Source organism: Dactylosporangium sp. NPDC005555 (genome assembly GCF_040605635.1).
GTDB lineage: Bacteria > Actinomycetota > Actinomycetes > Mycobacteriales > Micromonosporaceae > Dactylosporangium.
Genome location: NZ_JBEXDG010000001.1, coordinates 410439 through 432396, shown reverse-complemented (window position 1 = coordinate 432396; position 21958 = coordinate 410439). Strand labels below are relative to the sequence as shown.

Annotated in this window: 20 protein-coding genes and 1 pseudogene; 15 read left to right on the top strand and 6 right to left on the bottom strand. The window is 72.7% G+C overall.

The window, feature by feature from the left end:
- Positions 1-26 precede the first annotated feature (26 nt).
- From ABZS58_RS02040 to tsaE, 4 genes are all read left to right on the top strand, one after another.
- Positions 27-1460 carry an NAD(P)H-hydrate dehydratase gene (locus ABZS58_RS02040; RefSeq protein ID WP_354776588.1) on the top strand — a complete coding sequence of 478 codons (1434 nt, stop codon included), beginning with the start codon at positions 27-29 and terminating at the stop codon, positions 1458-1460.
- Positions 1461-1493: 33 nt separating this feature from the next.
- Positions 1494-2618 carry an alanine racemase gene (gene alr, locus ABZS58_RS02035; RefSeq protein WP_354776586.1) on the top strand — a complete coding sequence of 375 codons (1125 nt, stop codon included), beginning with the start codon at positions 1494-1496 and terminating at the stop codon, positions 2616-2618.
- An 85-nt stretch (positions 2619-2703) separates the two neighbouring features.
- Positions 2704-3801, top strand: coding sequence for an alpha/beta hydrolase (locus ABZS58_RS02030; RefSeq protein ID WP_354776584.1), 1098 nt, complete (start codon positions 2704-2706; stop codon positions 3799-3801).
- On the top strand, positions 3798-4289 hold the full coding sequence (gene tsaE / locus ABZS58_RS02025) for a tRNA (adenosine(37)-N6)-threonylcarbamoyltransferase complex ATPase subunit type 1 TsaE (protein ID WP_354776582.1): 492 nt from the start codon (positions 3798-3800) through the stop codon (positions 4287-4289). The genes ABZS58_RS02030 and tsaE overlap by 4 nt, the downstream gene beginning before the upstream one ends.
- Here tsaE and ABZS58_RS02020 read toward each other — a convergent pair.
- Entirely contained in the window at positions 4251-6323 is a 2073-nt protein-coding gene (locus ABZS58_RS02020; RefSeq protein WP_354776580.1) for an Hsp70 family protein, read from the bottom strand. The genes tsaE and ABZS58_RS02020 overlap by 39 nt on opposite strands.
- 124 nt (positions 6324-6447) lie before the next feature.
- Here ABZS58_RS02020 and tsaB point away from each other — a divergent pair, with 124 nt between their 5' ends.
- The 6 genes from tsaB to ABZS58_RS01990 all read left to right on the top strand — a co-directional run bounded on the left by tsaB (position 6448) and on the right by ABZS58_RS01990 (position 12848).
- Entirely contained in the window at positions 6448-7170 is a 723-nt protein-coding gene (gene tsaB, locus ABZS58_RS02015; protein WP_354776578.1) for a tRNA (adenosine(37)-N6)-threonylcarbamoyltransferase complex dimerization subunit type 1 TsaB, read from the top strand.
- Positions 7167-7610, top strand: a complete 444-nt coding sequence (gene rimI / locus ABZS58_RS02010; RefSeq protein WP_354776576.1) for a ribosomal protein S18-alanine N-acetyltransferase — start codon at positions 7167-7169, stop codon at positions 7608-7610. The genes tsaB and rimI overlap by 4 nt, the downstream gene beginning before the upstream one ends.
- Positions 7600-8643 (top strand): tRNA (adenosine(37)-N6)-threonylcarbamoyltransferase complex transferase subunit TsaD, encoded by a 1044-nt coding sequence (tsaD, locus tag ABZS58_RS02005; RefSeq protein WP_354776574.1) that lies wholly within the window; start codon positions 7600-7602, stop codon positions 8641-8643. Before rimI ends, tsaD begins: the two co-directional genes overlap by 11 nt.
- A gap of 191 nt (positions 8644-8834) precedes the next feature.
- Positions 8835-9092: a hypothetical protein gene (locus ABZS58_RS02000; RefSeq protein ID WP_354776811.1), complete on the top strand. Its 258-nt coding sequence runs from the start codon at positions 8835-8837 to the stop codon at positions 9090-9092.
- 67 nt (positions 9093-9159) lie between these two features.
- Entirely contained in the window at positions 9160-11097 is a 1938-nt protein-coding gene (locus tag ABZS58_RS01995; RefSeq protein ID WP_354776573.1) for an ABC transporter ATP-binding protein, read from the top strand.
- Complete coding sequence (locus tag ABZS58_RS01990; protein ID WP_354776571.1) at positions 11097-12848, top strand: ABC transporter ATP-binding protein; 1752 nt, start codon at positions 11097-11099, stop codon at positions 12846-12848. The genes ABZS58_RS01995 and ABZS58_RS01990 overlap by 1 nt, the downstream gene beginning before the upstream one ends.
- A gap of 17 nt (positions 12849-12865) precedes the next feature.
- On the opposite strand, the gene ABZS58_RS01985 is transcribed toward ABZS58_RS01990, so the two are convergent.
- On the bottom strand, positions 12866-13183 hold the full coding sequence (locus ABZS58_RS01985; RefSeq protein WP_354776569.1) for a DUF1707 domain-containing protein: 318 nt from the start codon (positions 13181-13183) through the stop codon (positions 12866-12868).
- 2 nt (positions 13184-13185) lie between these two features.
- Entirely contained in the window at positions 13186-13665 is a 480-nt protein-coding gene (gene ybaK / locus ABZS58_RS01980; RefSeq protein WP_354776567.1) for a Cys-tRNA(Pro) deacylase, read from the bottom strand.
- A gap of 17 nt (positions 13666-13682) precedes the next feature.
- Between ybaK and ABZS58_RS01975 the strand changes: the two genes are divergently transcribed.
- Positions 13683-14429 (top strand): hypothetical protein, encoded by a 747-nt coding sequence (locus ABZS58_RS01975; RefSeq protein WP_354776565.1) that lies wholly within the window; start codon positions 13683-13685, stop codon positions 14427-14429.
- Here the strand turns inward: ABZS58_RS01975 and ABZS58_RS01970 are convergent.
- The gene (locus ABZS58_RS01970) at positions 14423-15619 is read right to left on the bottom strand and encodes a class I SAM-dependent methyltransferase (protein ID WP_354776563.1); all 1197 of its coding nucleotides are present in this window, start codon (positions 15617-15619) and stop codon (positions 14423-14425) included. The two genes, ABZS58_RS01975 and ABZS58_RS01970, sit on opposite strands and share 7 nt — an antisense overlap.
- Before the next feature lie 3 nt (positions 15620-15622).
- Positions 15623-16390 (bottom strand): hypothetical protein, encoded by a 768-nt coding sequence (locus tag ABZS58_RS01965; protein WP_354776561.1) that lies wholly within the window; start codon positions 16388-16390, stop codon positions 15623-15625.
- Positions 16391-16620: 230 nt separating this feature from the next.
- Between ABZS58_RS01965 and groES the strand changes: the two genes are divergently transcribed.
- From groES to ABZS58_RS01950, 3 genes are all read left to right on the top strand, one after another.
- Positions 16621-16935, top strand: coding sequence for a co-chaperone GroES (gene groES / locus ABZS58_RS01960; protein ID WP_203845131.1), 315 nt, complete (start codon positions 16621-16623; stop codon positions 16933-16935).
- A gap of 94 nt (positions 16936-17029) precedes the next feature.
- Entirely contained in the window at positions 17030-18670 is a 1641-nt protein-coding gene (gene groL, locus ABZS58_RS01955; protein WP_354776559.1) for a chaperonin GroEL, read from the top strand.
- A gap of 365 nt (positions 18671-19035) precedes the next feature.
- Positions 19036-20535: a molybdopterin-dependent oxidoreductase gene (locus tag ABZS58_RS01950; RefSeq protein WP_354776557.1), complete on the top strand. Its 1500-nt coding sequence runs from the start codon at positions 19036-19038 to the stop codon at positions 20533-20535.
- Between the two features lie 123 nt (positions 20536-20658).
- On the opposite strand, the pseudogene ABZS58_RS01945 reads toward ABZS58_RS01950, so the two are convergent.
- Positions 20659-21006 (bottom strand): annotated as a pseudogene (locus tag ABZS58_RS01945) (WhiB family transcriptional regulator); the annotation flags it as partial.
- A 180-nt stretch (positions 21007-21186) separates the two neighbouring features.
- Between ABZS58_RS01945 and ABZS58_RS01940 the strand changes: the two are divergent.
- A complete protein-coding gene (locus ABZS58_RS01940; RefSeq protein ID WP_354776555.1) occupies positions 21187-21945 on the top strand; it encodes a LuxR C-terminal-related transcriptional regulator in 759 nt (252 codons plus the stop codon).
- The last annotated feature ends 13 nt before the right edge of the window (positions 21946-21958 follow it).

The window sequence follows — 21958 nt, the reverse complement described above, 5'->3', positions numbered from 1 at the left end:
GAAAGGCTGAGCGGCGTGATCGTGTCATGAGAGCCGCCTGGCGGGTGGCGCAAGTCCGTGCGGCCGAAGAGGCCCTCATGAAGACCCTGTCCGGCGGTGCGCTCATGCAGCGCGCCGCCGCCGGCCTCGCCAGGCGCTGCGCGCAGACGCTGCCCAGGGTGTACGGCAGCCGCATCCTGCTCCTCGTCGGCCCCGGCAACAACGGCGGCGACGCGCTCTACGCCGGCGCCATGCTCGCCCGCCGCGGCGCGCACGTGACCGGACTGGTCCTCGACCCGGACCGCGTCCACAACGGCGCCGCCTTCGCCCTGCGTGCCGCCGGAGGCTCGCTCACCCGGACCGTGCCGGCCGCCGTGGACCTCGTCGTCGACGGCATCCTCGGCATCGGTGGCCGCGGTGGGCTGCGCGAACCCGCCGCGAGCCAGGTCGCCGAGGTGTCCGGCACGCTGCGCGGCGCACCCGTGATCGCCGTCGACGTGCCCTCCGGCGTCGACGCCGACACCGGCGCCGTCACCGGCATGGCGGTGCACGCCGACATCACCGTCACGTTCGGCGCGCTGAAGCCCGGCCTGCTCGTCGGCGCCGGCGCCGTCCACAGCGGACTCGTCGAGCTCGTCGACATCGGCCTGGGCGAGTTCCTGGACGGCGACCCGGCCTGCTATGTCCCCGACGCCGACGACATCGCCGCCTGGTGGCCCCGTCCGGGCGCGAACGACAACAAGTACAGCCGTGGCGTCGTCGGCGTCGCGACCGGCTCCGACGTCTATCCGGGCGCCGCCGTCCTCTCCGTCTCCGGCGCGCTGGCCGGACCGGCCGGGCTGGTCCGCTACGCGGGCGGCGCCGCCGACGCGGTCCGCGCCCACCACCCGCCCGTCATCGCCTCCGACCGGGTCGCCGACGCCGGCCGCGTCCAGGCCTGGACGTGCGGCAGCGGCCTGGGCACCGATGAGCGCGCGTACGCCGAACTGCGCACCGTCCTCGGCGCGCCCGTCCCCGCCTGCCTCGACGCGGGGGCGCTCACGCTGCTCGTCGACGCCCGTATGTCCGACTGGCTCCGCGACCGTGACGCCCCCACGGTCGTCACCCCGCACGACGGCGAGTTCCAGCGCCTCTCGGGTGGGGCGCCCGGCGACGACCGGGTCGCCGCGGCCCTGCACCTCGCCGACCGGATGGACTCCGTCGTCCTGCTCAAGGGCGACCGGACGATCGTCGCCACCCCCGACGGCCGGGTGTTCGTCAACCCGACCGGCACCGCGGCGCTCGCCACCGGCGGCACCGGCGACGTCCTGGCCGGCCTGCTCGGCTCGCTGCTCGCCGCGGGGCTGCCGGCGGAGCAGGCCGCGGTCGCCGCCGCGTTCGTGCACGGCCTGGCCGGCCGGCTCGCCGCCGCCCGCGGCCCGGTCACCGCCGCCGACGTCGCCGACCACCTCGGCGAGGCCGTCGTCTCCCTGCGCCGCTGACGCCTTCCTGAGGGACCGCTTAGGCTTGGACGCATGTGGCAGGCGCAGGTGCGGATCGACCTCGACGCGGTCCGGCACAACGTGGCGACCCTCCGCGGGCTGCTGCGACCCGGGACCGCCCTGATGAGCGTGGTCAAGGCCGACGCGTATGGGCACGGGATGCTCCCGGTCGCGACCGCCGCCGTGCGGGCCGGCGCGACCTGGCTCGGGGCCGCCACCCTCGACGAGGCGTTGGCCCTGCGCGAGCACGGCATCACCGTGAGGATCCTGTCCTGGCTGCACAGCCCCGGCCGGCCGCTGCGCGAGGCGGTCGACGCGGACATCGACCTCTCCGCGTCCTCGATCGCCGCCCTGGACGAGATCGTCGAAGCCGCGCGGCAGGCGCGCCGGACCGCCGCGGTGCACCTGAAGATCGACACCGGGTTGTCCCGCAACGGCGCGGCCCGGGCCGACTGGCCGGCGCTGGTCACCGCCGCGGCGAAGGCGCAGGCCGGCGGGGACGTCGAGATCGTCGCGATCTGGAGCCACTTCGCCTGCGCCGACGAGCCGGGGCACCCGTCGATCCTGCGGCAGCAGCTCGCGTTCGACGAGGCGCTCGACGTCGCCGCCGGACTCGGGGTCGAGCCGCCACTGCGGCACCTTGCCAACTCCGCCGCCGCGCTCACGCTGCCAGAGAGTCACTTCGAGCTGGTTCGGGTGGGTTTGTCGACCTACGGGTTGTCGCCCATTCCCGGCGCGGCGCCCGATCTGCGGCCGGCGATGAGCGTCCATGCCCGCGTCGCCCTGGTGAAACCCGTCCCGGCCGGTGAGGGCGTCTCCTACGGGCACACGTACAAGATCCTCAAGGACACCAGTCTCGCGTTGGTGCCGGTGGGTTACGCCGACGGCGTGCCCCGGTCCGCGAGCAGCCGTGGCCTCGTCGAGATCGGCGGGAAGATCCGCCGCGTCGTCGGCCGGGTGTGCATGGACCAGATCGTGGTGGACTGCGGTGACGACGACGTGCGCGCGGGTGACGAGGCCGTCCTCTTCGGCGCCGGTACGCGCGGCGAGCCCACCGCCGACGACTGGGCCGCCGCGGCGGGCACCATCAACTACGAGATCGTCACGAGGATGGGCAGCAACCGCACGCCGCGGGTGTACGTGGGGGAGAGCGCATGACGGGTCTGGAGCGCAGCGGAAGGGCCGGTCATCATGGGCTCAGTGTTTGGTCAGGTCGGCGCCGGAGCGCAGCGGAGGTGACGGCATGACGGACACTGAGGTCGAGGCCAAGGGCAGCAGCCGGCGCCGGAAGGTCGGGATCATCGGCGCGATCCTCGGGGTGGCCGCCGCGGGTGTCGCCGCCGGGGTCGCCACCGAGCGGTATCTGGTGCACCGCTCCAAGAGCGCCGACGACGTCTACGCCGATGAGGAGTTCGGCGTCTGGGACTTCGACGAGGAGCTGACCGTCACCACCGACGACGGCATCGACCTGCACGTCGAGGTCGTCGACGGCCCCTCGGAGGACGGTGCCTCGAGCGAGGGCCCGACGCTGGTCTTCGTCCACGGGTTCTGCCTGGACATGGGCACGTTCCACTTCCAGCGCAGGGCGTTGCAGGGCAAGCACCGCATGGTCTTCTACGACCAGCCCGGCCACGGCCGCTCCGGCAAGCTCCGCAAGGGCGAGTACTCCCTCGACGCGCTCGGCGCCGGGCTGCGCGCCGTCCTGCAGGCCACCGCCCCGACCGGCCCGGTCGTCCTGGTCGGCCACTCCATGGGCGGCATGACGATCATGGCGCTCGCCGAGCAGGTGCCGGAGCTGTTCGAGTCGCGCGTCGAGGCGGTCGTGCTCATCTCGACGTCCGCCGGCAAGCTCGACCAGGTCAACTTCGGCCTGCCCGAGGTCGTCGCGAAGTTCCGCCGCCCGCTGCTGCCCGTCGTCGGCATCGCCGGCCCGATCAGCTCCGGCGTCGTCGACCGGGCCCGCCGTGCCTCCACCGATCTCGCGTGGCTGCTGACCCGTCGGTACGGCTTCGGCACCGCCCGGCCGAGTCCGGCGCTCGTCTCGTACGTCGAGAAGATGAACACGACCACGTCGACGGACGTGATCGCGCGATACCTGCGGACCCTCTACACGCACGCGCGGCTGCTCGTCCTCGGGCCGCTGCGGACCGTGCCGGTGCTGCTCGTCTGCGGCGACCGGGACGTGCTCACGCCGCTCACCCACACCCGCGAGATCGCCGCGGTCCTGCCGGAGGCCGAACTGGTCGTCGTCCCCGACGGCGGCCACGTCGTCATGCTCGAGCACGCCGACGAGGTCAACGACGCGATCGAGGCGTTCCTCAAGCGGGTCCTGGCCCGGTGACCGTCACCCTGCCCACGGTCGCCGACACGCACGCCTTCGGCCGGCGGCTCGCCGCGGTGCTGCGCGCCGGCGACCTGGTCCTGCTCACCGGGCCGCTCGGCGCCGGCAAGACCGCGCTCGCCCAGGGCATCGGCGCCGGGCTCGGCGTGCAGGGCGCGGTCACGTCGCCGACGTTCGTGATCGCCCGCGTCCACCGCCCGTCCGTCGCCGGCGGTCCGGCGATGGTCCATGTGGACGCGTACCGGCTCGGCGACGTCAAGGACCCGCTCGGCGAGATCGACGCCCTCGACCTGGACGCCACGCTCGAGGACTCGGTGACGCTCGTCGAATGGGGCGAGGGCCTCGTGGAGCAGCTCGCCGACGACCACCTCGAGCTGTGCCTGACCCGCCACGACGACGACACCCGCACCGTGGATCTGGTGCCGCACGGCGCCGCGTGGGAGACCAGGCTAGGCGGCGGGCTGCAGGACCTCCCACACGTCGACTGACGTGCCCTCGTCGTCGGTGCGGCGGGCCAGCAGGTGGCGACCCTCGTGGCAGAACGCGGTCCGGATCTGGCGGGCCGGGGACAGGTCGGCGCGGAACACCTCGGACTCCGTCTCGACGTCGCGGACGCTGACCGCGCCGTCGTGGACCGCGGCCCGCAGACGGCCGTCGGGGCTGGACATCTCGGTGGCGAACGCGTCCGCGCTGCTGCTGCCGGTGTACCCGGTGAAGCGCCGCGCCAGGTCCTCCCCGACGATCCGGTCGAGGCGCTCACCAGTCGCGAGGTCCCAGACGGTGGCCACGTCGCGGCGGTACCGGCCGACGCTCGCCGCCCCCTCGCCGGTCGCCATCAGGCGCCACTCGCCCTCGTTGACGAGGACCGCGTCGGGGCGGTGCGCGTCGGAGAAGCTGCTGGTCATGCGGCCCGTCAGCACGTCCCAAACGCTGAAGTGCCCCTCGGCGTCCCAGGTGACCAGCGAGAGCTGCCGGCCGGGGCCGAGCGCCACCTGGCCGTGCTCCGGGCGACCCGCGCCGCGCCCCGGGCGCAGCTCCGTGACGAGGGCGCCGCTGTCGATGGAGCGGACCTTCACGTACTCACCGGTGCGCGAACACTCGACGAGCATCCTGCGGTCCGGCATGAGCAGCCAGTCGCCCGTCACCCGCAGGTGGTGGCGCTTCGTGAGCTGGAAGCGCTCCGCCGGCGGGGAGATCCGCGCGTGCGCGGCCGCCGCGCCGGACACGACCATGCCGCCGGGCGGCACCCGGTGCTCCAGCAGGACCCCGCCGGTGCGGCCGGCGGTCAGGTCGAAGACCCGGTCGTCGGCGGTGCGGACCTGCGCGAGCGGCGCACCAGGCTGATACGCCACGCCCTCCTTCGCCAGCCAGCGGATGAGCCGGCCCCGGCCGCCGGGGACCGTCCACGCGAGCGGCTCGACCCGCCACGGTGCCGGGTCCACCGGCAGCGCCCGCCCGTCCCGCCCGCCGATCATCCGCGCGGCGCCCCGCAGCACCGACAGCTCAGGCTCCGGCGGCCGCGTCACCGCCCGCCCCAGCCCCTGCTGCAGCGCCGGGGCGACCCCCGGCAGATGCGCGCAGCCACCGACCAGCACGACCGCCGCGACGTCGGCGGGCACGATCCCGGCCCGCGCGATCACCGCCCGGCAACTGGCGATCAGCCAGCGGTTCGCCGGCTCCGTCAGCTGCTCCAGCAGTTGGCGGCTGATGGTGTACGGCGGTGCGCCCGGCTCGACCTCGTCCGTGGCCTCCGGCGCGTTGGCCAGCCGGTGCTTGAGTCTGCGCACGATGTCCAGCGCGTGGAAGCCGGCCCGCACGCTGACGTCGCCGCCGGCCGCGAACGCGGGCTCGACCCATTCGGCCAGGCGCGCCCGCAGGTCCGCGGCGAGCATCACGTCGAGGTCGCGGCCGCTGCCGGAGCTCTCCTGGCTCAGCGGCACCGGCACGCCGTGCTGCACCTGCGTGAGCGTCGCGCTCCAGGTCGCGCCGAGGTCGCAGACCAGCACGTACCCACCCTCGGGGATCTCCTGCGACGCGAGTGGGTCCAGGGCCGCGGCGGACGGGTCGTGGACCAGCTCCACGTCCGGGAACCCCACGACCGACGCGGCCGACACCAGCACCTCCCGGCGTGGGTCGTGGGTGCGGTACGCCGCCGGTACGGTCACCACCAGCCGGCCGATCGTCCCGTGCAGCCGCCGCGCCTCCTCGACGACCGCGTCGAGCGCGGCCGTGACCAGCTCGCCGCCGTTGACCAGCTGGTCGCCGAGCCAGATCGGGGCGTTCGCGTCGACGGCCCGGCGCACCCCGTCGACGTAGTGCCGCGGATGCTGGTCACGGGCCCGTTCGGCGGCCGCGCCGGCGGACAGACGCGGACGGCCGGGCGCCGGATCGAGGCTCGCCCCGCCCGGCCAGCGGGGTGCGCCGGTGACCGGCTCCCGCACCAGGTGCAGCTGCTCCCGCACGACGACGGCGGCGGACATGGCCCACGAACCCATGTCGACGACCAGGACCGGTTCAGTCATCCGTACTCCCGACGCGCACCGCGTAGATGTCGGCCGATGCTAGGCCCGGTTCGTTGCGGATCGGTTAACTGATCCGGATGACGACCTCCGGGAAGTGTCGGACCCGGTCGGTAGAGTTGGCGCCGTGCTGGTGGTGGTGGTGGACTCCTCGACGCCCGCGGTGACGGCCGCGCTCGTCCGCGTCGGCGACGACCCGTCCGTCACTGTTCTCGCCGAGCGGGTCACCGTCGACGGCAGGGCGCACGGGGAGCTGCTCGCGCCGCAGATCCAGGCGGTCCTGGCCGAGGGCGGTGCGGCACCCGGCGACCTGGCCGCGGTCGTGGCCGGCACCGGGCCGGGGCCGTTCACGGGGCTGCGGGCCGGCATGGTCACCGCGGCCGCGCTCGGGCACGCTCTCGACATCCCCGTCTATGGGGTCTGTTCCCTCGACGGGATCGGCCGTGGTCGTCCCGGGCGGGTGCTCGTCGCGACCGACGCCCGGCGCAAAGAGGTCTATTGGGCCGTCTATGACGACGGCGTCCGGGTCTCAGGTCCGGCGGTCGACAAACCCGCGGCCGTCGTGGCTGCCCTCGGGTTGGGTGCCACTGCTGTCGACGGTGCTGCTGCCGTCGGTGCCGCTGTCGACGGTGCTGCTGCCGTAGGTGCCGCTGCCGGCGATGGCGCGGAGAAGTATGCGGAGGTGCTCGGGCTGCCGGTGCTGCCACCGCTGTATCCGTCCGCGTCGGCCCTCGCCGAGCTGGCTGCCGACCGCATCCTCGCGAAGGCGCCCGGCGAGACCCTGACGCCCCTGTATCTGCGACGGCCCGATGCCGTCGCGCCCGGTGAGCGGAAGCCGGCACTGCCGTGACGGTCGTGCTCACCGAGCTGCGGTGGTTCCACATCGAGCAGTTGCTTCCCATCGAGGACGAGCTGTTCGGTGAGGAGCGGTGGTCCGCCGGCATGTTCTGGAATGAGCTGGCCAGCGGCCACCACTACATCGCCGCCCTCGACGGCGACCGGGTCCTCGGGTATGCGGGCCTCGCCCTCACCCCGCCCGAAGAGGCCTGGATCCAGAACATCGGCGTGCGCAAGGAAGCCCAGCGGCACGGGATCGGCCGGCGGCTCCTCGAAGCGCTGCTCGCCGAGGCGGCCCGGCACGGCACCCGGCAGGTGCTGCTCGAGGTGGCCGTCGACAACCTGCCCGCGCAGAAGCTGTATGCGACGTATGGGTTCGAGGGCGTCGGCGTCCGCAAGGGCTACTACCAGCCGAGCAACACGGATGCGTTGGTGATGAGACGTGAAGACTGAGCCCCTGGTGCTCGGCATCGAGACCTCGTGCGACGAGACCGGCGTCGGCATCGTCCGCGGGCACACGCTGCTCGCCGACGAGGTCGCCTCCAGCGTCGCCGAGCACGCGCGCTTCGGCGGCGTCGTCCCCGAGGTCGCCAGCCGCGCCCACTTCGAGGCGATGGTCCCGACCGTCCAGCGCGCCCTCGACAAGGCCGGGATCACCCTCGCCGACGTCGACGCGGTCGCCGTCACCGCCGGGCCCGGCCTCGCCGGTGCGCTGCTCGTCGGGGTCGCGGCCGCGAAGGCGTATGCGCTCGCCGCCGGCAAGCCCATCTACGGCGTCAACCACCTCGCCGCGCACGTCGCCGTCGACACCTTGGAGCACGGGCCGCTGCCCGAGCCGGCGATCGCGCTGCTCGTCTCCGGCGGGCACTCGTCGCTGCTCAAGGTCGACGACCTCGCCGGCCGCGTCGAGCCGCTCGGCGCCACCATCGACGACGCCGCCGGTGAGGCGTTCGACAAGGTGGCGCGGCTGCTCGGGCTGCCGTTCCCCGGCGGGCCGCCCATCGACCGGGCCGCCCGCGACGGCCAGATCGTCATCCCGTTCCCGCGCGGGCTCACCGCTGCCCGCGACCTCGTCGAGCACCGGTTCGACTTCTCGTTCTCCGGGCTGAAGACCGCCGTCGCCCGCTGGGTCGAGGCCAGGCAGCGCGCCGGCGAGCCCGTCCCCGTCAATGACGTCGCCGCGAGCTTCCAGGAGGCGGTGTGTGACGTGCTGACGCGCAAGGCCGTCGACGCGTGCCTCGCCGGCGGCGTCAGGACCCTCGTCATCGGTGGTGGCGTTGCCGCCAACTCCCGCATCCGGTCGCTCGCCCAGGAGCGCTGCGACAAGCACGGCATCACGCTGCGCGTCCCGCGCCCCGGACTGTGCACCGACAACGGCGCCATGGTCGCCGCGCTCGGCTCGCACCTCGTCGCCGCGGGCGCCGCCCCGGGCCGCCTCGGGCTCCCCACCGACTCCGCCATGCCGATCACCCTCGTCACCGCATGACCTCGCCGCACCGCGTGAACTGGGCCTGGCCGCGCTTCCTGCGTCGGGTCGCGTGGGCGGCTCGGACGGCGTGACCGGGTGGAGCGGTGGGACGGCGTCGCCGGGCCTGCTCGGCGTGGCGGCGGGAGCGGGCGGGCGTCGCGGTGGAGGGGAGAGGACGGAGTGATCCGATGGGAGTAGAGTCCAGCGCCGTGATCGTGCGCATGTGGGAGGTCCGGGCGCACCCGGAGGCGTTCGACGAGCTGCTGTCCTGGGTGTGCGAGGCGATGCTGCCCAAGGTCGAGGTCCACCCGATGCATATGAGCAGCGAGGTGTATTCGTCGACCGACCACCGGCTCGTCGTCATCTCCAAGTGGCGGGGCAGCACCCCGGAGGAGTTCAGCGACCCGCCGTCGCACCTCGTCTCGCGGCGTCCGCAGGCCTGGGACTTCACCGAGGTCGACCGCTGAGCGCACTTCGTCGCCGGCGGAAAATGTAAGGCGCCGGAGGCGTCCACCGGGTTACCGTCGGCTGGCCATGAAACGGTTACCGCTCGATGAGCCCGGTGAGCCCGACAGCAGGTCCGCAGGCCGGTATCTGTTGTGGATCCTGCGCAGTCAGATGCCGACGATCGTCGCCGGCATCGCGCTGGGCATCGTGTGGATGGTCAGTCAGGCGCTCGTGCCGGCCGCGCTCGGCGCGGGGGTCGACGCGCTCACCAGCCACGACCGGACCGCGCTGCTCGGCGCCGGTGGGGCGCTGCTCGGGCTGGGCACCGTCACGGCGATCAGCGGCATCATGCGGCACCGGTTCGCGGTCACCAACTTCCTCGGCGCCGGGTTCCGGACCATGCAGGTCACCGCGCGGCACGCCACCCGCCTCGGGGCGACCCTGCCGACGAAGGTCGCCACCGGCGAGGTCGTCAGCATCGGCACCACCGACTTCGACCACGTCGGCTACGCCATGGACGTCAGCGCCCGCACGGGTGGCGCCGTCGTCGCGATCATCGTCGTCTCCGTCCTGCTGCTCGACGTGTCCGTGCCGCTCGGGCTCGTGGTCGTCATCGGGGTGCCGCTGCTCGTCGGTGTCGTCGGGTTCCTGCTCAAACCGCTCCACCAGCGCCGCCGCGCCCAGCGGGAACTCACCGGCGCGCTCACCGGCCGGGCCGCCGACATCGTCTCCGGGCTGCGGATCCTGCGCGGGATCGGCGGCGAGGACGTCGTCTCCGGCAGGTACCGCACCGAGTCGCAGCAGGTCCGCGCCGCCGGCGTCCGGGTCGCCAAGGTCGAGACGGTCCTCGAAGGCGCGCAGATCCTGCTGCCCGGCCTGTTCGTCGCGCTCGTCACCTGGCTCGGCGCCCGGTTCGCGGTCGCCGGGAAGATCACGCCCGGTGAGCTGGTCGCGTTCTACGCCTACGCCGTGTTCCTCGTGAGTCCGCTGCGGACGCTGACCGAGTTCGCCGAGAAGCTGACCCGTGGCCTGGTCGCCGCCGGCCGCGTCGTGTCCCTCCTGCGCGTCGAGCCCGAGCTGCACGACCCCGCCGAGCCCGCGCCCATCGCCGCCGGCGACCTCGACGACCCCGGCTCCGGCTTCACCGCCGGGCACGGCCGCCTCACCGCGATCGCCGCCGCCCGCTCCGAGGACGCCGCGGCCATCGCCGACCGGATCGGCCTGCTCGACCCGGACTCGGACGCGCGGCTGTCCGGCGTACCGCTGCGGCAGCTGCGAATCGACGACGTCAGATCCCACGTCGTCGTCGCCGACAACGACGACCGCCTCTTCCGCGGCCGCCTCCGCGACGAACTCGCCGCCGCCCGCGACGACGGTGCGGCCCCCGCCACCCGCGACGCCGCCGCGGTCCCCGGCGCCCGCGACGCCGCCGTGCTCGCCGCCACCGACGCTGCTGTTCCTGGCGCCCGCGCCGCCGCCATCCCCTCCCGCGACGCTGCCGTCCTCCCCGCCCGTGATGCCGCCGGCCTCGGCGCCCGTGGCGCTGCCGTTCCCGCCGTCCGTGATGGCGCCGTGGTCGCCGGTCGTGACGCGGACGTCGGTGGGGCTCGCGATGCGGGCGTCCTCGCCGCGCTGGAGACGGCCGCGGCGTCGGACATCGTCGACGCGTTGCCTGACGGGCTGGACGCCGAGATCGCCGAGCGGGGGCGGGACTTCTCCGGAGGGCAGCAGCAGCGGCTCCGGCTGGCCAGGGTCCTCGCGCTCGACCCGCCGGTCCTCGTCCTCGTCGAGCCGACCAGCGCCGTCGACACCCACACCGAGGCCCTCATCGCGCAGCGGCTCCCCGCTGCCCGGGCCGGGCGGACCACCGTCGTGTGCACCACCAGCCCGCTGCTGCTCGACCACGCCGACACCGTCGCGTTCGTCGGGGCCGACGGGCGCGTCGCCGCCACCGGCACGCACCGGGAGCTGCTCGACACGTGCCCCGCGTACGCCGCGACCGTCACCAGGGAGGAGGACGGCTGATGCTGCTGCCGATCGCCAACGGCGCCGACGTCCGCGCGTACCTTCGCAGGCTCGTCCGGGACCACCCGCGGACGCTCGCGCTCGTCGTCGCCCTCCACGTGAGCGCCGCCGTCGCCGGGCTCGTCACGCCCCGCCTGCTCGGCGACCTGGTCGAGAAGACCTCCGCCGGCACCACCACGTGGACCGTCGACCGGATCGCCCTCATCATCACCGGATTCGTCGTCGTCGTGTCGGTGCTGGTCCGCTACGCCAGACTTGCCTCCGCCCGGCTCGGCGAACAGGTCCTGGCGACGCTCCGGGAGGAGTTCGTCGACCGGGTCCTCGCCCTGCCACCGTCCACGGTGGAGCGTGCCGGCACCGGCGACCTGCTGACCCGCGCGTCGCGCGACGTCGAAGGCACCTCCGACACGGTGCGCTTCGCGCTGCCCGAGGTCCTCGTCGGTGTCCTGCAGGTCGTCCTCACGCTCGGCGCCGTCGCGCTCGTGTCACCGCTGCTGCTGGTGCCGGCGGTCGTCGCCGTGCCGATCCTCTGGGGCGGTTCGCGCTGGTACTTCCGTCGCGCGCCCGCCGGTTACCTCGCCGCGAGCGCCGCCTTCGCCGAGCTCACCGACGGCCTCGCCGAAACGGTCGAGGGCGCCCGCACCGTCGACGTCCTGCGCCTGCGGCACCGCCGGGTCCAGCGCACCCAGGAGCACCTGCGCGGCCTGTACGGCAGGAACATGTACACGCTGAAGCTGCGGACCGTCTGGTTCCCGCTGACCGAGTTCGGCTACGCGCTGCCCGGCGCCGTCACGCTCGTCGCCGGCGGGTGGTTCGTCGTCGAGGGGTGGGCCACCGTCGGGCAGGTCACGGCCGCCGTCCTGTACTTCGTCGCGCTCATCGACCCGCTCGACCGGGTCCTGTCGTGGTTCGACCACCTGCAGATCGGCTTCGCGTCCTTCGCCCGCATCGTCGGCGTGCAGTCGGTGCCCCTCGCGAAGCCGGTGGCGGGCGCGTCCCCCACCGACGAGCGGATCGTCGCGAGCGGCGTGCGGTACTCGTACGTCGAAGGCCGCGACGTCCTGCACGGCATCGACCTGGAGATCCAGCCCGGTGAGCGGCTCGCGATCGTCGGGCCCTCCGGCGCGGGCAAGTCCACCCTCGGCCGCCTGCTCGCGGGCATCCACAACCCGGGCGCGGGCACCGTCACCATCGGCGGCGTGCCCCTGTCCGACCTGCCGCTGTCCTCGCTGCGGCGGCACGTCGCGCTGGTCACCCAGGAGCATCACGTCTTCCTCGGCACCGTCCGCGACAACCTCATCCTCGCCCGGCCCGACGCGACCACGGCGGACCTGCGGCACGCCCTCACCACCGTCGACGCCCTCGACTGGGTCGACGCGCTGCCCGGCGGCCTGGACACCACGCTCGGCGAGCCGCCTTTGTCACCGGCGCAGGCGCAGCAGCTCGCGCTGGCCCGCCTCGTGCTCGCCGACCCGCACACCCTCGTGCTGGACGAGGCGACGTCGCTCATCGACCCACGCGCCGCCCGGCACCTCGAACGCTCCCTCGCCGGTGCCCTGCACGGCCGCACCGTGATCGCGATCGCGCACCGGCTCTTCTCCGCGCACGACGCGGACCGGGTCGCCGTCGTCGAGGACGGGCGCGTCACCGAGCTCGGCACGCACGACGAACTTGTCGCCGCCGACGGTGCGTACGCCGCGCTGTGGCACTCCTGGCACGGCGACCGGCAGCCGGCCGCGGACGCCGTCTGACCGGGCCTTCCGGTCCTTCAGTGGAAGGCGGAGTAGACGACGCCGAGCAGGACGGCCGCGATCAGCGCGACCGCGAACACCCACAGCACGTGGCGGTCGTTCGAGTCGGCGGCGGCCGGTGGCGGTGGCAGTGCGGGCAGGTCCCGGGTGGCGGCGCGCAGGTCGTCGAGGGTCTTCGCGGCGAGGACCGTGTCGCAGCGCTCGGAGAACTCGTCCAGCGTGAGGCGACCGGCCTGGGTGTGATGCTGGAGCGCGTCGATGACCTGCCGGCGGTCCTCGTCGGAGGCGCGCATGGTCAGCCGCTCGCGGTGCTCGTCGGAGGCGGACGCGCTCATCGTCAGTGGGTCGCGATGTCGGCGAGGACGGCCCCGGTGACCTGGACCAGGTCGTCGGGGGCGAGCTCGATCTGCAGGCCGCGCCGGCCGCCCGAGACGTACATCGTGGACAGTCCGGTTGCCGACGCGTCGATCACGATCGGCAGCCGGGACCGCTGACCGACCGGCGAGATGCCGCCGGTCACGTAGCCGGTGGCGCGCTCGGCGGCGGCCGGCTCGGCCATCGCGGCGCGTTTGCCGCCCACCACGGCCGCGAGGGCCTTGAGGTCCAGCGCCGCCGAAACGGGCACGACACCGACCGTGAGCTGGCCGTCCACAGTGGTGACGAGGGTCTTGAAGAGGCGGTCGGGCTCGACGCCGAGGGCGGCCGCGGCGGCCTCGCCGTAGGAGGCGGCCCGGGGGTCGACCTCATAGGTGTGCGGGGTGAACGCGATCTTCTGCCGCGCCAACAGTGCGGTCGCCGGGGTGCCCTTGCTCGCCACTGGCCCACAATAGCGAGATGCAGATCGGTGCCGTCCAGATGTACCTGGGCTACGGGCACATCTTCCTGGGCGCCACCAGCGGCCGGGACATGTCCGTCTTCGACGGTGACGGACCGGTCACCGCGACGGACCGGCACGTCCGGGTCGCCGCCCGGCCGCAGGTCGGGCTGGTCAGGGTCCGGCTGTGGCAGGGGGCCGGGCCGCGGGTCGGACGGCTGGTGTTCGACGGCACGCTGGACCTGCCCGACGCGAGGTTCTGCGTGGAGGAGGCGACGGGACTGTCGCGCTTCGTGACGAAGGTCAGCTCGGTGGAGCCCCGGGTGCTCGTCGCCGTCGACGACCCGGGCCACGCTTCGCGGATCGACGTGGTGCTCGAGCCGGAGTTCGTGCCGCGCAGCGCGCAGGTGTGGACCTCCGGCGACCCGCCGTTTCCGAAGCTGACGGTCGCACCGACGGCACCCCGGCACCGGGCGGACGTGTTCGCCGACGCCCTCGCCGGGCACGACTTCCCGCGCCGGCGGCTGGCGGCGGCGCTGACGGTCATGGGGGAGGAGCGGCGGGTCCGGGGGTCGGAGCAGATCGTCGCGTTCTTCATCAACGATGTCGTCGAGTGGCTGCGCTGGCTGCACGAGCGCGTCACGTGGGACATGTGCCGCGAGTCGGGGCGGATGCTGACCGATCAGCTGGGCCGCCGCCCGCCGGAGGACCTCGCCGACGACGTCCTCATCGACCTGCAACGCCGCCTGGGCCAGCAGCTCTACTGAGAAGGGGCAGCGTTGCCAGGGTCTGGGACCCGGCTGAGCAGGAGGACGGCGGGGGCGCCCGCGACCCGGGTCAGGGCGATGATGGCGGCTCGGCTGCCGGAAAGACGCAGTGATCTGCGCAGCTCCTCCACGTCCAGGGCCGAGCCGCGCTTCAGGATGGTGAGCGAGCCGACGTCGAGGGCGCGCAGCGCGGTCCGGAGCCGCTTCAGGGCGATCGGCAGCTGGTCGAGCACCTCGTAGCAGCGCCCGAACGGGGTGGGCACGTAGGTGGGGGTGTGGACGTACGCGATGGTGGGGTCGGCGAGCATGCCGTCGACCGTCTCCGCGAACTCGGCGACGAGATGCGACCGCACCACCGCGCCGTCTGGGTCATACATGAAATTCCCGATATGTCCGACGGGGGCGGCGGTGATCCCGTTGCCGGTGAGGGAAACCACAGACGGTGCCGCGGCCGATCCCGTGGGCGCGCTCTGGAACAGGGTTGCCCGGCGGGGGGCCGCGGCGAGCGGGCCGCACCATGCCGCGGCCTCGACGACGTCGCCGTCGACGGAGACCCATTCACCTTCCGCGCCCGGTGGGAGCAGGGCGTGGTCGATGCCGGGAGCGAGTTTCAGGACCGTCATCGGCACGCGGGCCGCGAGCCCGACGACGAAGTCCCACGGCGGCGAATAGGAGCGGGGGTCGAACACGCGGCGCCCGCCCGTTGTGCGTCGGGCGGGGTCGCAGAACACGGCGTCCACCTCATCGAGGGGGACGCTCATCGCGTCTCGGGCTTCCACCAGTACATCCGCCGCCAGACCCAGAGCGAGGACGTTGGCCGACGCGGTGGCGGCCGTCTCCGGTGAGGCGTCGACCGCGTGCACCCGCAGGCCCGCCCGGGCGAACGCGATCGTGTCGGCCCCGATCCCGCAGCCGAGGTCGGCGACCCGGGTGGCACCCGCGGCGGCGAGCCGGGCCGCCCGCCGGGCCGCGACGGGACCACGGGTCGCCTGCTCCAGGCCCGCGCGGGTGAAGTGCATCACCGCGGCGTCGGCGCCGAACTTCGTGACCGCCTTGCGGCGCAGCGCCACCTGGGTCAGGGCGGCGGCGGCGAGGTCCGGCGGGAAGCCGGCGGCCCGCAGCGCCGACGCGGCCGCCAGAGGGTCGCCTTCCGGCAGGGCCGCCGCGGCCTGGAGCGCCTGTTCGAGCACGCCTCAGGATATGCCGGTGATGCCGCCGGACTTGCCGAGGCTCTTCTTGACCTTGAACGTGTAGCTGTCGCCCGCGTTGGACGAGCCGTGGACCAGCCAGTAGTCGCCCTTGTCCTCCTTGGGCTGGCTCTCCGTCCAGTTCGGCGGGGCCTTCTTGCCGCCGTAGCTGCCGGCGATCGAGTGGCTGGAGTAGCTCGCCATGCGCTGGGTGTTGCCGTTGTACCAGGCGTTGATGAAGCCGCTGACGTAGCTGGAGGGGTCCGAGGGGTACTCGGTTTTCTGGATCACGACGTCGGTGACGGCCTGCGGCTTGCCCAGGTTGTGCTCGTCGACGGTGACCTGCAGCTCGTCGCCGTGGTCGTTGCGCAGGACGCACTCGGAGCCGTTCTTCTTCACGTACTTCCAGTTGGTGTCGGCGCCCTTTTCGATGTACTGGAAGTTGGACACGGCGCCGCTGCCGGAGAGCTGCTTGATCCGGTTCATGTCGTTCTTGGTCCAGGCGCTGACGACGGCCTGGCAGTAGCCCTTCGCGTCACCCGGATAAGCGGGTGCGGCGCTCTTGTCCGTCGCGGGCTGGCTGTTGCCGCCGCTGCCGGCGTCGCTGGAGGCCGCTGCGGAGCCGCCGGGCCCCTCGCCGAACGCGGCCGAGTCGGACGGTCCGGTGCTGCCGGCGGCGGCGGGCGTCTGCGCGCCGTCGTCCTTCTTGCCGCAGGCAGTCAGGGACCCCACGGTCAGGATGGCGACGACCAGCGTGCCGAGCAGCCTCTTCATACCGCCGAGCGTAGATCGCCCGCAGTGTTCCCGCCCCGGTCCGTCGCGTAGCCGACGACGGGTGATTTCGTGGCGTGTTTGGCACTCTCCTTGACGGAGTGCTAGCCAGCGACATAACCTCCGATTAGCACCCTCGACATGAGAGTGCCAGCCAACCGACTGGAGCCGGCACCCGCGACGACGGCTTCACCGGGCACTCGATAGCGTAAGAATCAATACCCCAGGAGGGTATGCCCGTGACTACCGCGACGAAGGTTGCGATCAAGCCGCTCGAGGACCGCATTCTGGTCCAGGCCAACGAGGCTGAGACGACCACCGCCTCGGGCATCGTCATCCCGGACACGGCCAAGGAGAAGCCCCAGGAGGGCACCGTCCAGGCTGTGGGCCCCGGTCGCATCGACGACAAGGGCAACCGGGTCCCGATCGACGTCAAGGTCGGCGACACCGTCATCTACTCGAAGTACGGCGGCACCGAGGTCAAGTGGGGCGGCCAGGAGTATCTCGTGCTCTCCGCCCGTGACGTCCTCGCGGTCATCGAGAAGTGACCCAGACCAAGTAGAGCAGTGGCCACCGCCCCGGACCCGTGCGCAGGAGCGCTTGCGGCCGGGGCGGTGTCGCCTTTGAAGGGACATCACACGCATGGCGAAGATCCTGAGCTTCTCCGACGAGGCGCGCCACCTGCTGGAGCACGGCGTCAACCGCCTGGCCGACACGGTCAAGGTCACGCTCGGCCCGCGCGGGCGCAACGTCGTTCTGGACAAGAAGTTCGGTGCCCCGACCATCACCAACGACGGTGTGACGATCGCGAAAGAGATCGAGCTCACCAACCCTTATGAAAACCTCGGCGCCCAGCTCGTCAAAGAGGTCGCCACCAAGACCAACGACGTCGCCGGCGACGGCACCACCACCGCCACCGTGCTGGCCCAGGCGCTGGTCCGTGAGGGTCTGCGCAACGTGACCGCCGGCACCAACCCGGCGGGCATCAAGCGCGGCATCGACCTGGCGACGGCCGCCGTCGTGAAGGCGCTCAAGGAGAAGGCGACCCCGGTCGCCAGCCACACCGAGATCGCCCAGGTCGCCACGATCTCCGCGCAGGACGCCACCATCGGCGACCTGATCGCCTCGGCGATGGAGCAGGTCGGCCGCGACGGCGTCATCACGGTCGAGGAGGGCTCCACCCTCACGACCGAGCTCGAGGTCACCGAGGGCATGCAGTTCGACAAGGGCTACATCTCCCCGCACTTCGTGACCGACGCCGAGTCGCAGGAGGCGGTGCTCGAGGACGCCTACGTCCTCGTCACCACCCAGAAGATCGGCGCCATCGAGGAGCTGCTGCCGCTGCTGGAGCAGATCATCAAGGACAACAAGCCGCTGCTGATCATCGCCGAGGACGTCGAGGGCCAGGCCCTGTCGACCCTGGTGGTCAACGCCATCCGCAAGACCTTCAAGGTCGTCGCGGTCAAGGCGCCCGGCTTCGGCGACCGCCGCAAGGCGATGCTCCAGGACATCTCGGTCCTCACCGGCGCCGAGCTCGTCGCCCCCGAGCTGGGCTACAAGCTCGAGTCGGTCGGCACCGAGGTCCTCGGCAAGGCCCGCCGCATCGTCGTGGGCAAGGAGCTCACCACGATCGTCGACGGCGCCGGCGAGAAGAGCGAGGTCTCCGCGCGGGTCGAGCAGATCCGTAAGGAGATCGAGGCCTCCGACTCCGACTGGGACAAGGAGAAGCTCAACGAGCGGGTCGCCAAGCTCGCCGGTGGGGTCGCGGTCATCAAGGCCGGCGCCGCCACCGAGGTCGAGATGAAGGAGCGCAAGCACCGCATCGAGGACGCGATCTCCGCGACCAAGGCGGCGGTCCAGGAAGGCATCGTCCCCGGCGGCGGCGCCGCCCTGGCCCAGGTGCTCCCCGTCCTCGACGGTGACCTCGGCCTGACCGGCGAGGAGAAGGTCGGCGTCTCGATCGTTCGCAAGGCGCTCGTCGAGCCGCTGCGCTGGATCGCGCAGAACGCGGGCTTCGACGGCTACGTCGTCGTCGGCAAGGTCACCGCGCTCGACTTCGGCCACGGCCTCGACGCCGCCACCGGCGAATACGTCGACCTGGTCAAGTCCGGCATCGTCGACCCGGTGAAGGTGACGCACAGCGCGGTCTCCAACGCCGCGTCGATCGCCGGTCTGCTGCTCACGACCGAGACCCTGATCGTGGAGAAGCCGGCCGCCGCCGAGCCCGCCGCCGGTGGCGGTCACGGTCACGGTCACGGCCACTCGCACGGCCCCGGCTTCTGATCGGCTCTTCCTTCAGGGCAGGCACCTCGGCCCGCGGCGCGTCCTTCGCGCCGCGGGCTTTGCCGTTTCCCGGAGCTGCGCGGGGTTCTTGATGATCTGGAAGAGTTTGTGCCGCTATGGAGCCTGTTGCGTTTTGGCGGAAAACTGTCTCGTCGACGGTCGTCGCGACCCTCGACGGCTACCGATCGGCCGCGACCGGCTCGCACAGCCGTGTTTTTCTCAGCACGGAACGTGAGACGGCCATTTCGCAACAGGCTCTATGACGACACAGACTCTTCCGATCATGGGAAAAGGGTCCCGGCGGAAGTTCTTAGGGATCGATTACCGCCCTTGGTGCGCGTTGATCCACGGCGCAGACTGGAGCCGTGCTCAGCAAACGGAACGCGGCGCTCGCCGGACTGGCCGCCGCAGGGGTGGCGCTCGGCGTCGCCGAGGTCGTCGCGATCCTGACCGGCGCGTCCACATCGCCGCTGGTGTCCGTCGGCGGGGTCGTCATCGACGCGGTGCCCGCGTCGGTCAAGGACTTCGCCGTCGCCGTGTTCTACACCTACGACAAGCTGGCGCTGCAGGTCGGCACGCTGCTGATCCTCGCCGTCTTCGCCGCCTTCGTCGGAATTCTGGCGATCCGTCGCCTCATGTACGGATATCTCGGTATCGGCCTGTTCGCCCTGGTCGGCGTGGTGGCGGCGGTGACCCGGCATGACGCACCCTGGTATGCGTTCGTGCCGACCCTCGTCGGGGCCGCAGCAGGCGCCGGCGTCCTGCGATGGCTGTTCGTGCGGCCGCCGATCGAGACGTACGACCAGCGCCGCTTCTTCCTGCGAGCGGCCGGCGGCACCCTGGCCGCCGCATTCGTCGCCGGTCTGGCGGCCCGCTGGTGGGCGACCCGTCGTGGCGTCGAGGCCGACCGCGCCGCCGTGCGGATCCCCACCGTGCCCGACACCGCCGCGCCGCTGCCGCCGGAGGTCGACGCGGGCCTGCCCGACCTGGCCCCGTTCGTGACCCCGAACAAGGACTTCTACCTCATCGACACCACGCTCGTCGTGCCGCAGGTGTCCCCGGACGACTGGACGCTGCGCATCCACGGACGGGTCGACAAGCCGCTCACCCTGAACTTCAAGGAGCTGCTCGAGCGGCCCATGATCGAGCGGTACGTGACCCTCGCCTGCGTGTCCAACGACGTCGGCGGCGGGCTGATCGGCAACGCGAAGTGGCAGGGCGTGCGCATCGCCGACCTCCTCGACGAGGTCCGCCCGCAGCGCGGCGCCGACCAGGTGGTGAGCAGGTCCGTCGACGGGTTCACCGCCGGCACCCCGACCGCGCTGCTGCGCGACGGACGGGACGCGATGCTCGCCATCGCGATGAACGGTGAGCCGCTGCCCATCGAGCACGGATTCCCCGTCCGGATGGTGGTCCCCGGCCTGTACGGGTACGTCTCGGCCACGAAATGGCTCGCCGAGCTCGAACTGACGTCGTTCGCCGATTTCGACGCGTACTGGATCAAGCGCGGCTGGTCGCGGGAAGGGCCGATCAAGACCCAGTCGCGGATCGACACCCCGCGCGCGGGCGGCAACCCCGCGGCCGGGCAGGTCACGATCGCCGGGGTCGCCTGGGCACAGCACCGCGGCGTCTCCAAGGTCGAGGTCCGCGTCGACGAGGGCCCCTGGGAGCAGGCGAAGCTCGCCGCCGTGCCGTCGATCGACACGTGGCGGCAGTGGACGCTGCCGTGGACGGCGACGCCAGGCAAGCACCGCATCACGGTGCGGGCCACCGACAACGGCGGCGACACCCAGACAGACGCCTTGGCGCCGCCGGATCCCGACGGCGCCACTGGTTGGCATTCGGTGCAGGTCGAGGTGCGCTGACCCCGACCGTGGTTCCTACCTCGCGGCGGGACGGGAGCGGTCGGCGCCGGCACGGCGGCGCTGGGCCGGCACGTTCGGCGCCGGATGGGTGCGGACCGTGCGCAAGGGGATCAGCGGGGGCGAAGGACGCAGCCCCAGTTTCGCCTCCAGTTGCGGCACGTCGACCGTGGTGCCGCTGCGTCCGGCGCAGTCCTCCCAGCCGACGGCTAGCAGCCGCAGCCGCTCGCCCTCGCTGAAGCCGCCCCATACGCCGTACGGCTCGCGGGTCGCCAGGGCCTGCGCGGCGCACTGTGCGCGGACCGGGCACGCCCGGCAGACGTTCTTCGCCGCCGTCTCACGCCGGCCGCGTGACGCGCCGCGCTCACCGTCCGGGTGGAAGAACTGCGCGCTGTCCCGTCCGCGACACAGACCGAGACGCTGCCAGTCCCACACGTCCGCGATCGGGCCGGGCAGTCGAGTCACATTCGTCATTCGCCCCTCCTTCCTAGCTTGCGGACTGGAATTCGTGCGTCGCACAATCCCTGTACAACGCGCGAGACCGCCGCAGGTAACGGGATGTCGTCGGTCAATTTCTCGTAGGCCAATCGCGGCGAAACCACGTCTAGATCTCGCCATTTCGTGTTTCTCTCTTTGAGAGAGAGGAGCACGACGGTGCGTACGATTTTGGTGTGTGTGCGAACACAGGTCGCGGCACAGACGGTCGCCGCAGCCGCGGCCAGGCTCGGGGTGGCACACGCGGTGCGGACCGCCGTCACGATGGTCGAGGCCCTGGCCCGCCTGAGTGAGCAGCCCGCGGACCTGGTGCTGGCCGACCCGACCCTTGCCCGGCCCGACAGCGCGGAGTTCTCCCGCCGCGTCCTGGCGGTGTCGCCCGGCTCGACGGTGGTCTTCTTCGGCACGGAGGAGCCGCGCGCGGCGGCCGCGGCGATCGCGGCGGGCGCCAGGGCGGTCATCCGCGTCGACACGGCGGACCCGGTCACGACCCTTGCCAAGGCGGTGCTGCTGGTGCTGAGCCAGGTCGGCCGAAGCAACGGCGACCCGGTGCTGCCCGCGCGGGTCGGCTCGCCGGCCCAGCAGGCCGCTGGGGTGCTGCCGGCGGGCCGAGGGCTGCCGGGGGCGGCGAGGACCGCGGTGGGCTTGCCGAACGCGCGCGTCGCGGGTGCGGGCGTGCCGCAGCAGCGCGGCGACATGCCCGGCGAACCGCCGCGGCGGCGCGTCGAACTGACCGAGCGTGAGCTGCAGGTGCTGCGCGGCATGGCCGACGGCAAGAGCAACGCCGAGATCGGCAGGGAGCTCTTCGTCTCCGAGGACACGGTCAAAACGCACGCTCGCCGGCTGTTCCGGAAACTGGGAGCACGCGACCGGGCACACGCCGTAGCGGCGGCCTTCCGTGCCGGGTTGGTGAGCTAGCGTCGCGTGCCAT

Coding starts and splice junctions, on each gene's coding strand:
- ABZS58_RS02040 (WP_354776588.1), top strand. CDS start 27: ATGAGAGCCGCCTGGCGGGTGGCGCAAGTCCGTGCGGCCGAAGAGGCC.
- alr (WP_354776586.1), top strand. CDS start 1,494: ATGTGGCAGGCGCAGGTGCGGATCGACCTCGACGCGGTCCGGCACAAC.
- ABZS58_RS02030 (WP_354776584.1), top strand. CDS start 2,704: ATGACGGACACTGAGGTCGAGGCCAAGGGCAGCAGCCGGCGCCGGAAG.
- ABZS58_RS02020 (WP_354776580.1), bottom strand. CDS start 6,323: ATGACTGAACCGGTCCTGGTCGTCGACATGGGTTCGTGGGCCATGTCC.
- ABZS58_RS01995 (WP_354776573.1), top strand. CDS start 9,160: ATGAAACGGTTACCGCTCGATGAGCCCGGTGAGCCCGACAGCAGGTCC.
- ABZS58_RS01990 (WP_354776571.1), top strand. CDS start 11,097: ATGCTGCTGCCGATCGCCAACGGCGCCGACGTCCGCGCGTACCTTCGC.
- ABZS58_RS01985 (WP_354776569.1), bottom strand. CDS start 13,183: ATGAGCGCGTCCGCCTCCGACGAGCACCGCGAGCGGCTGACCATGCGC.
- ABZS58_RS01975 (WP_354776565.1), top strand. CDS start 13,683: ATGCAGATCGGTGCCGTCCAGATGTACCTGGGCTACGGGCACATCTTC.
- ABZS58_RS01965 (WP_354776561.1), bottom strand. CDS start 16,390: ATGAAGAGGCTGCTCGGCACGCTGGTCGTCGCCATCCTGACCGTGGGG.
- groES (WP_203845131.1), top strand. CDS start 16,621: ATGCCCGTGACTACCGCGACGAAGGTTGCGATCAAGCCGCTCGAGGAC.
- groL (WP_354776559.1), top strand. CDS start 17,030: ATGGCGAAGATCCTGAGCTTCTCCGACGAGGCGCGCCACCTGCTGGAG.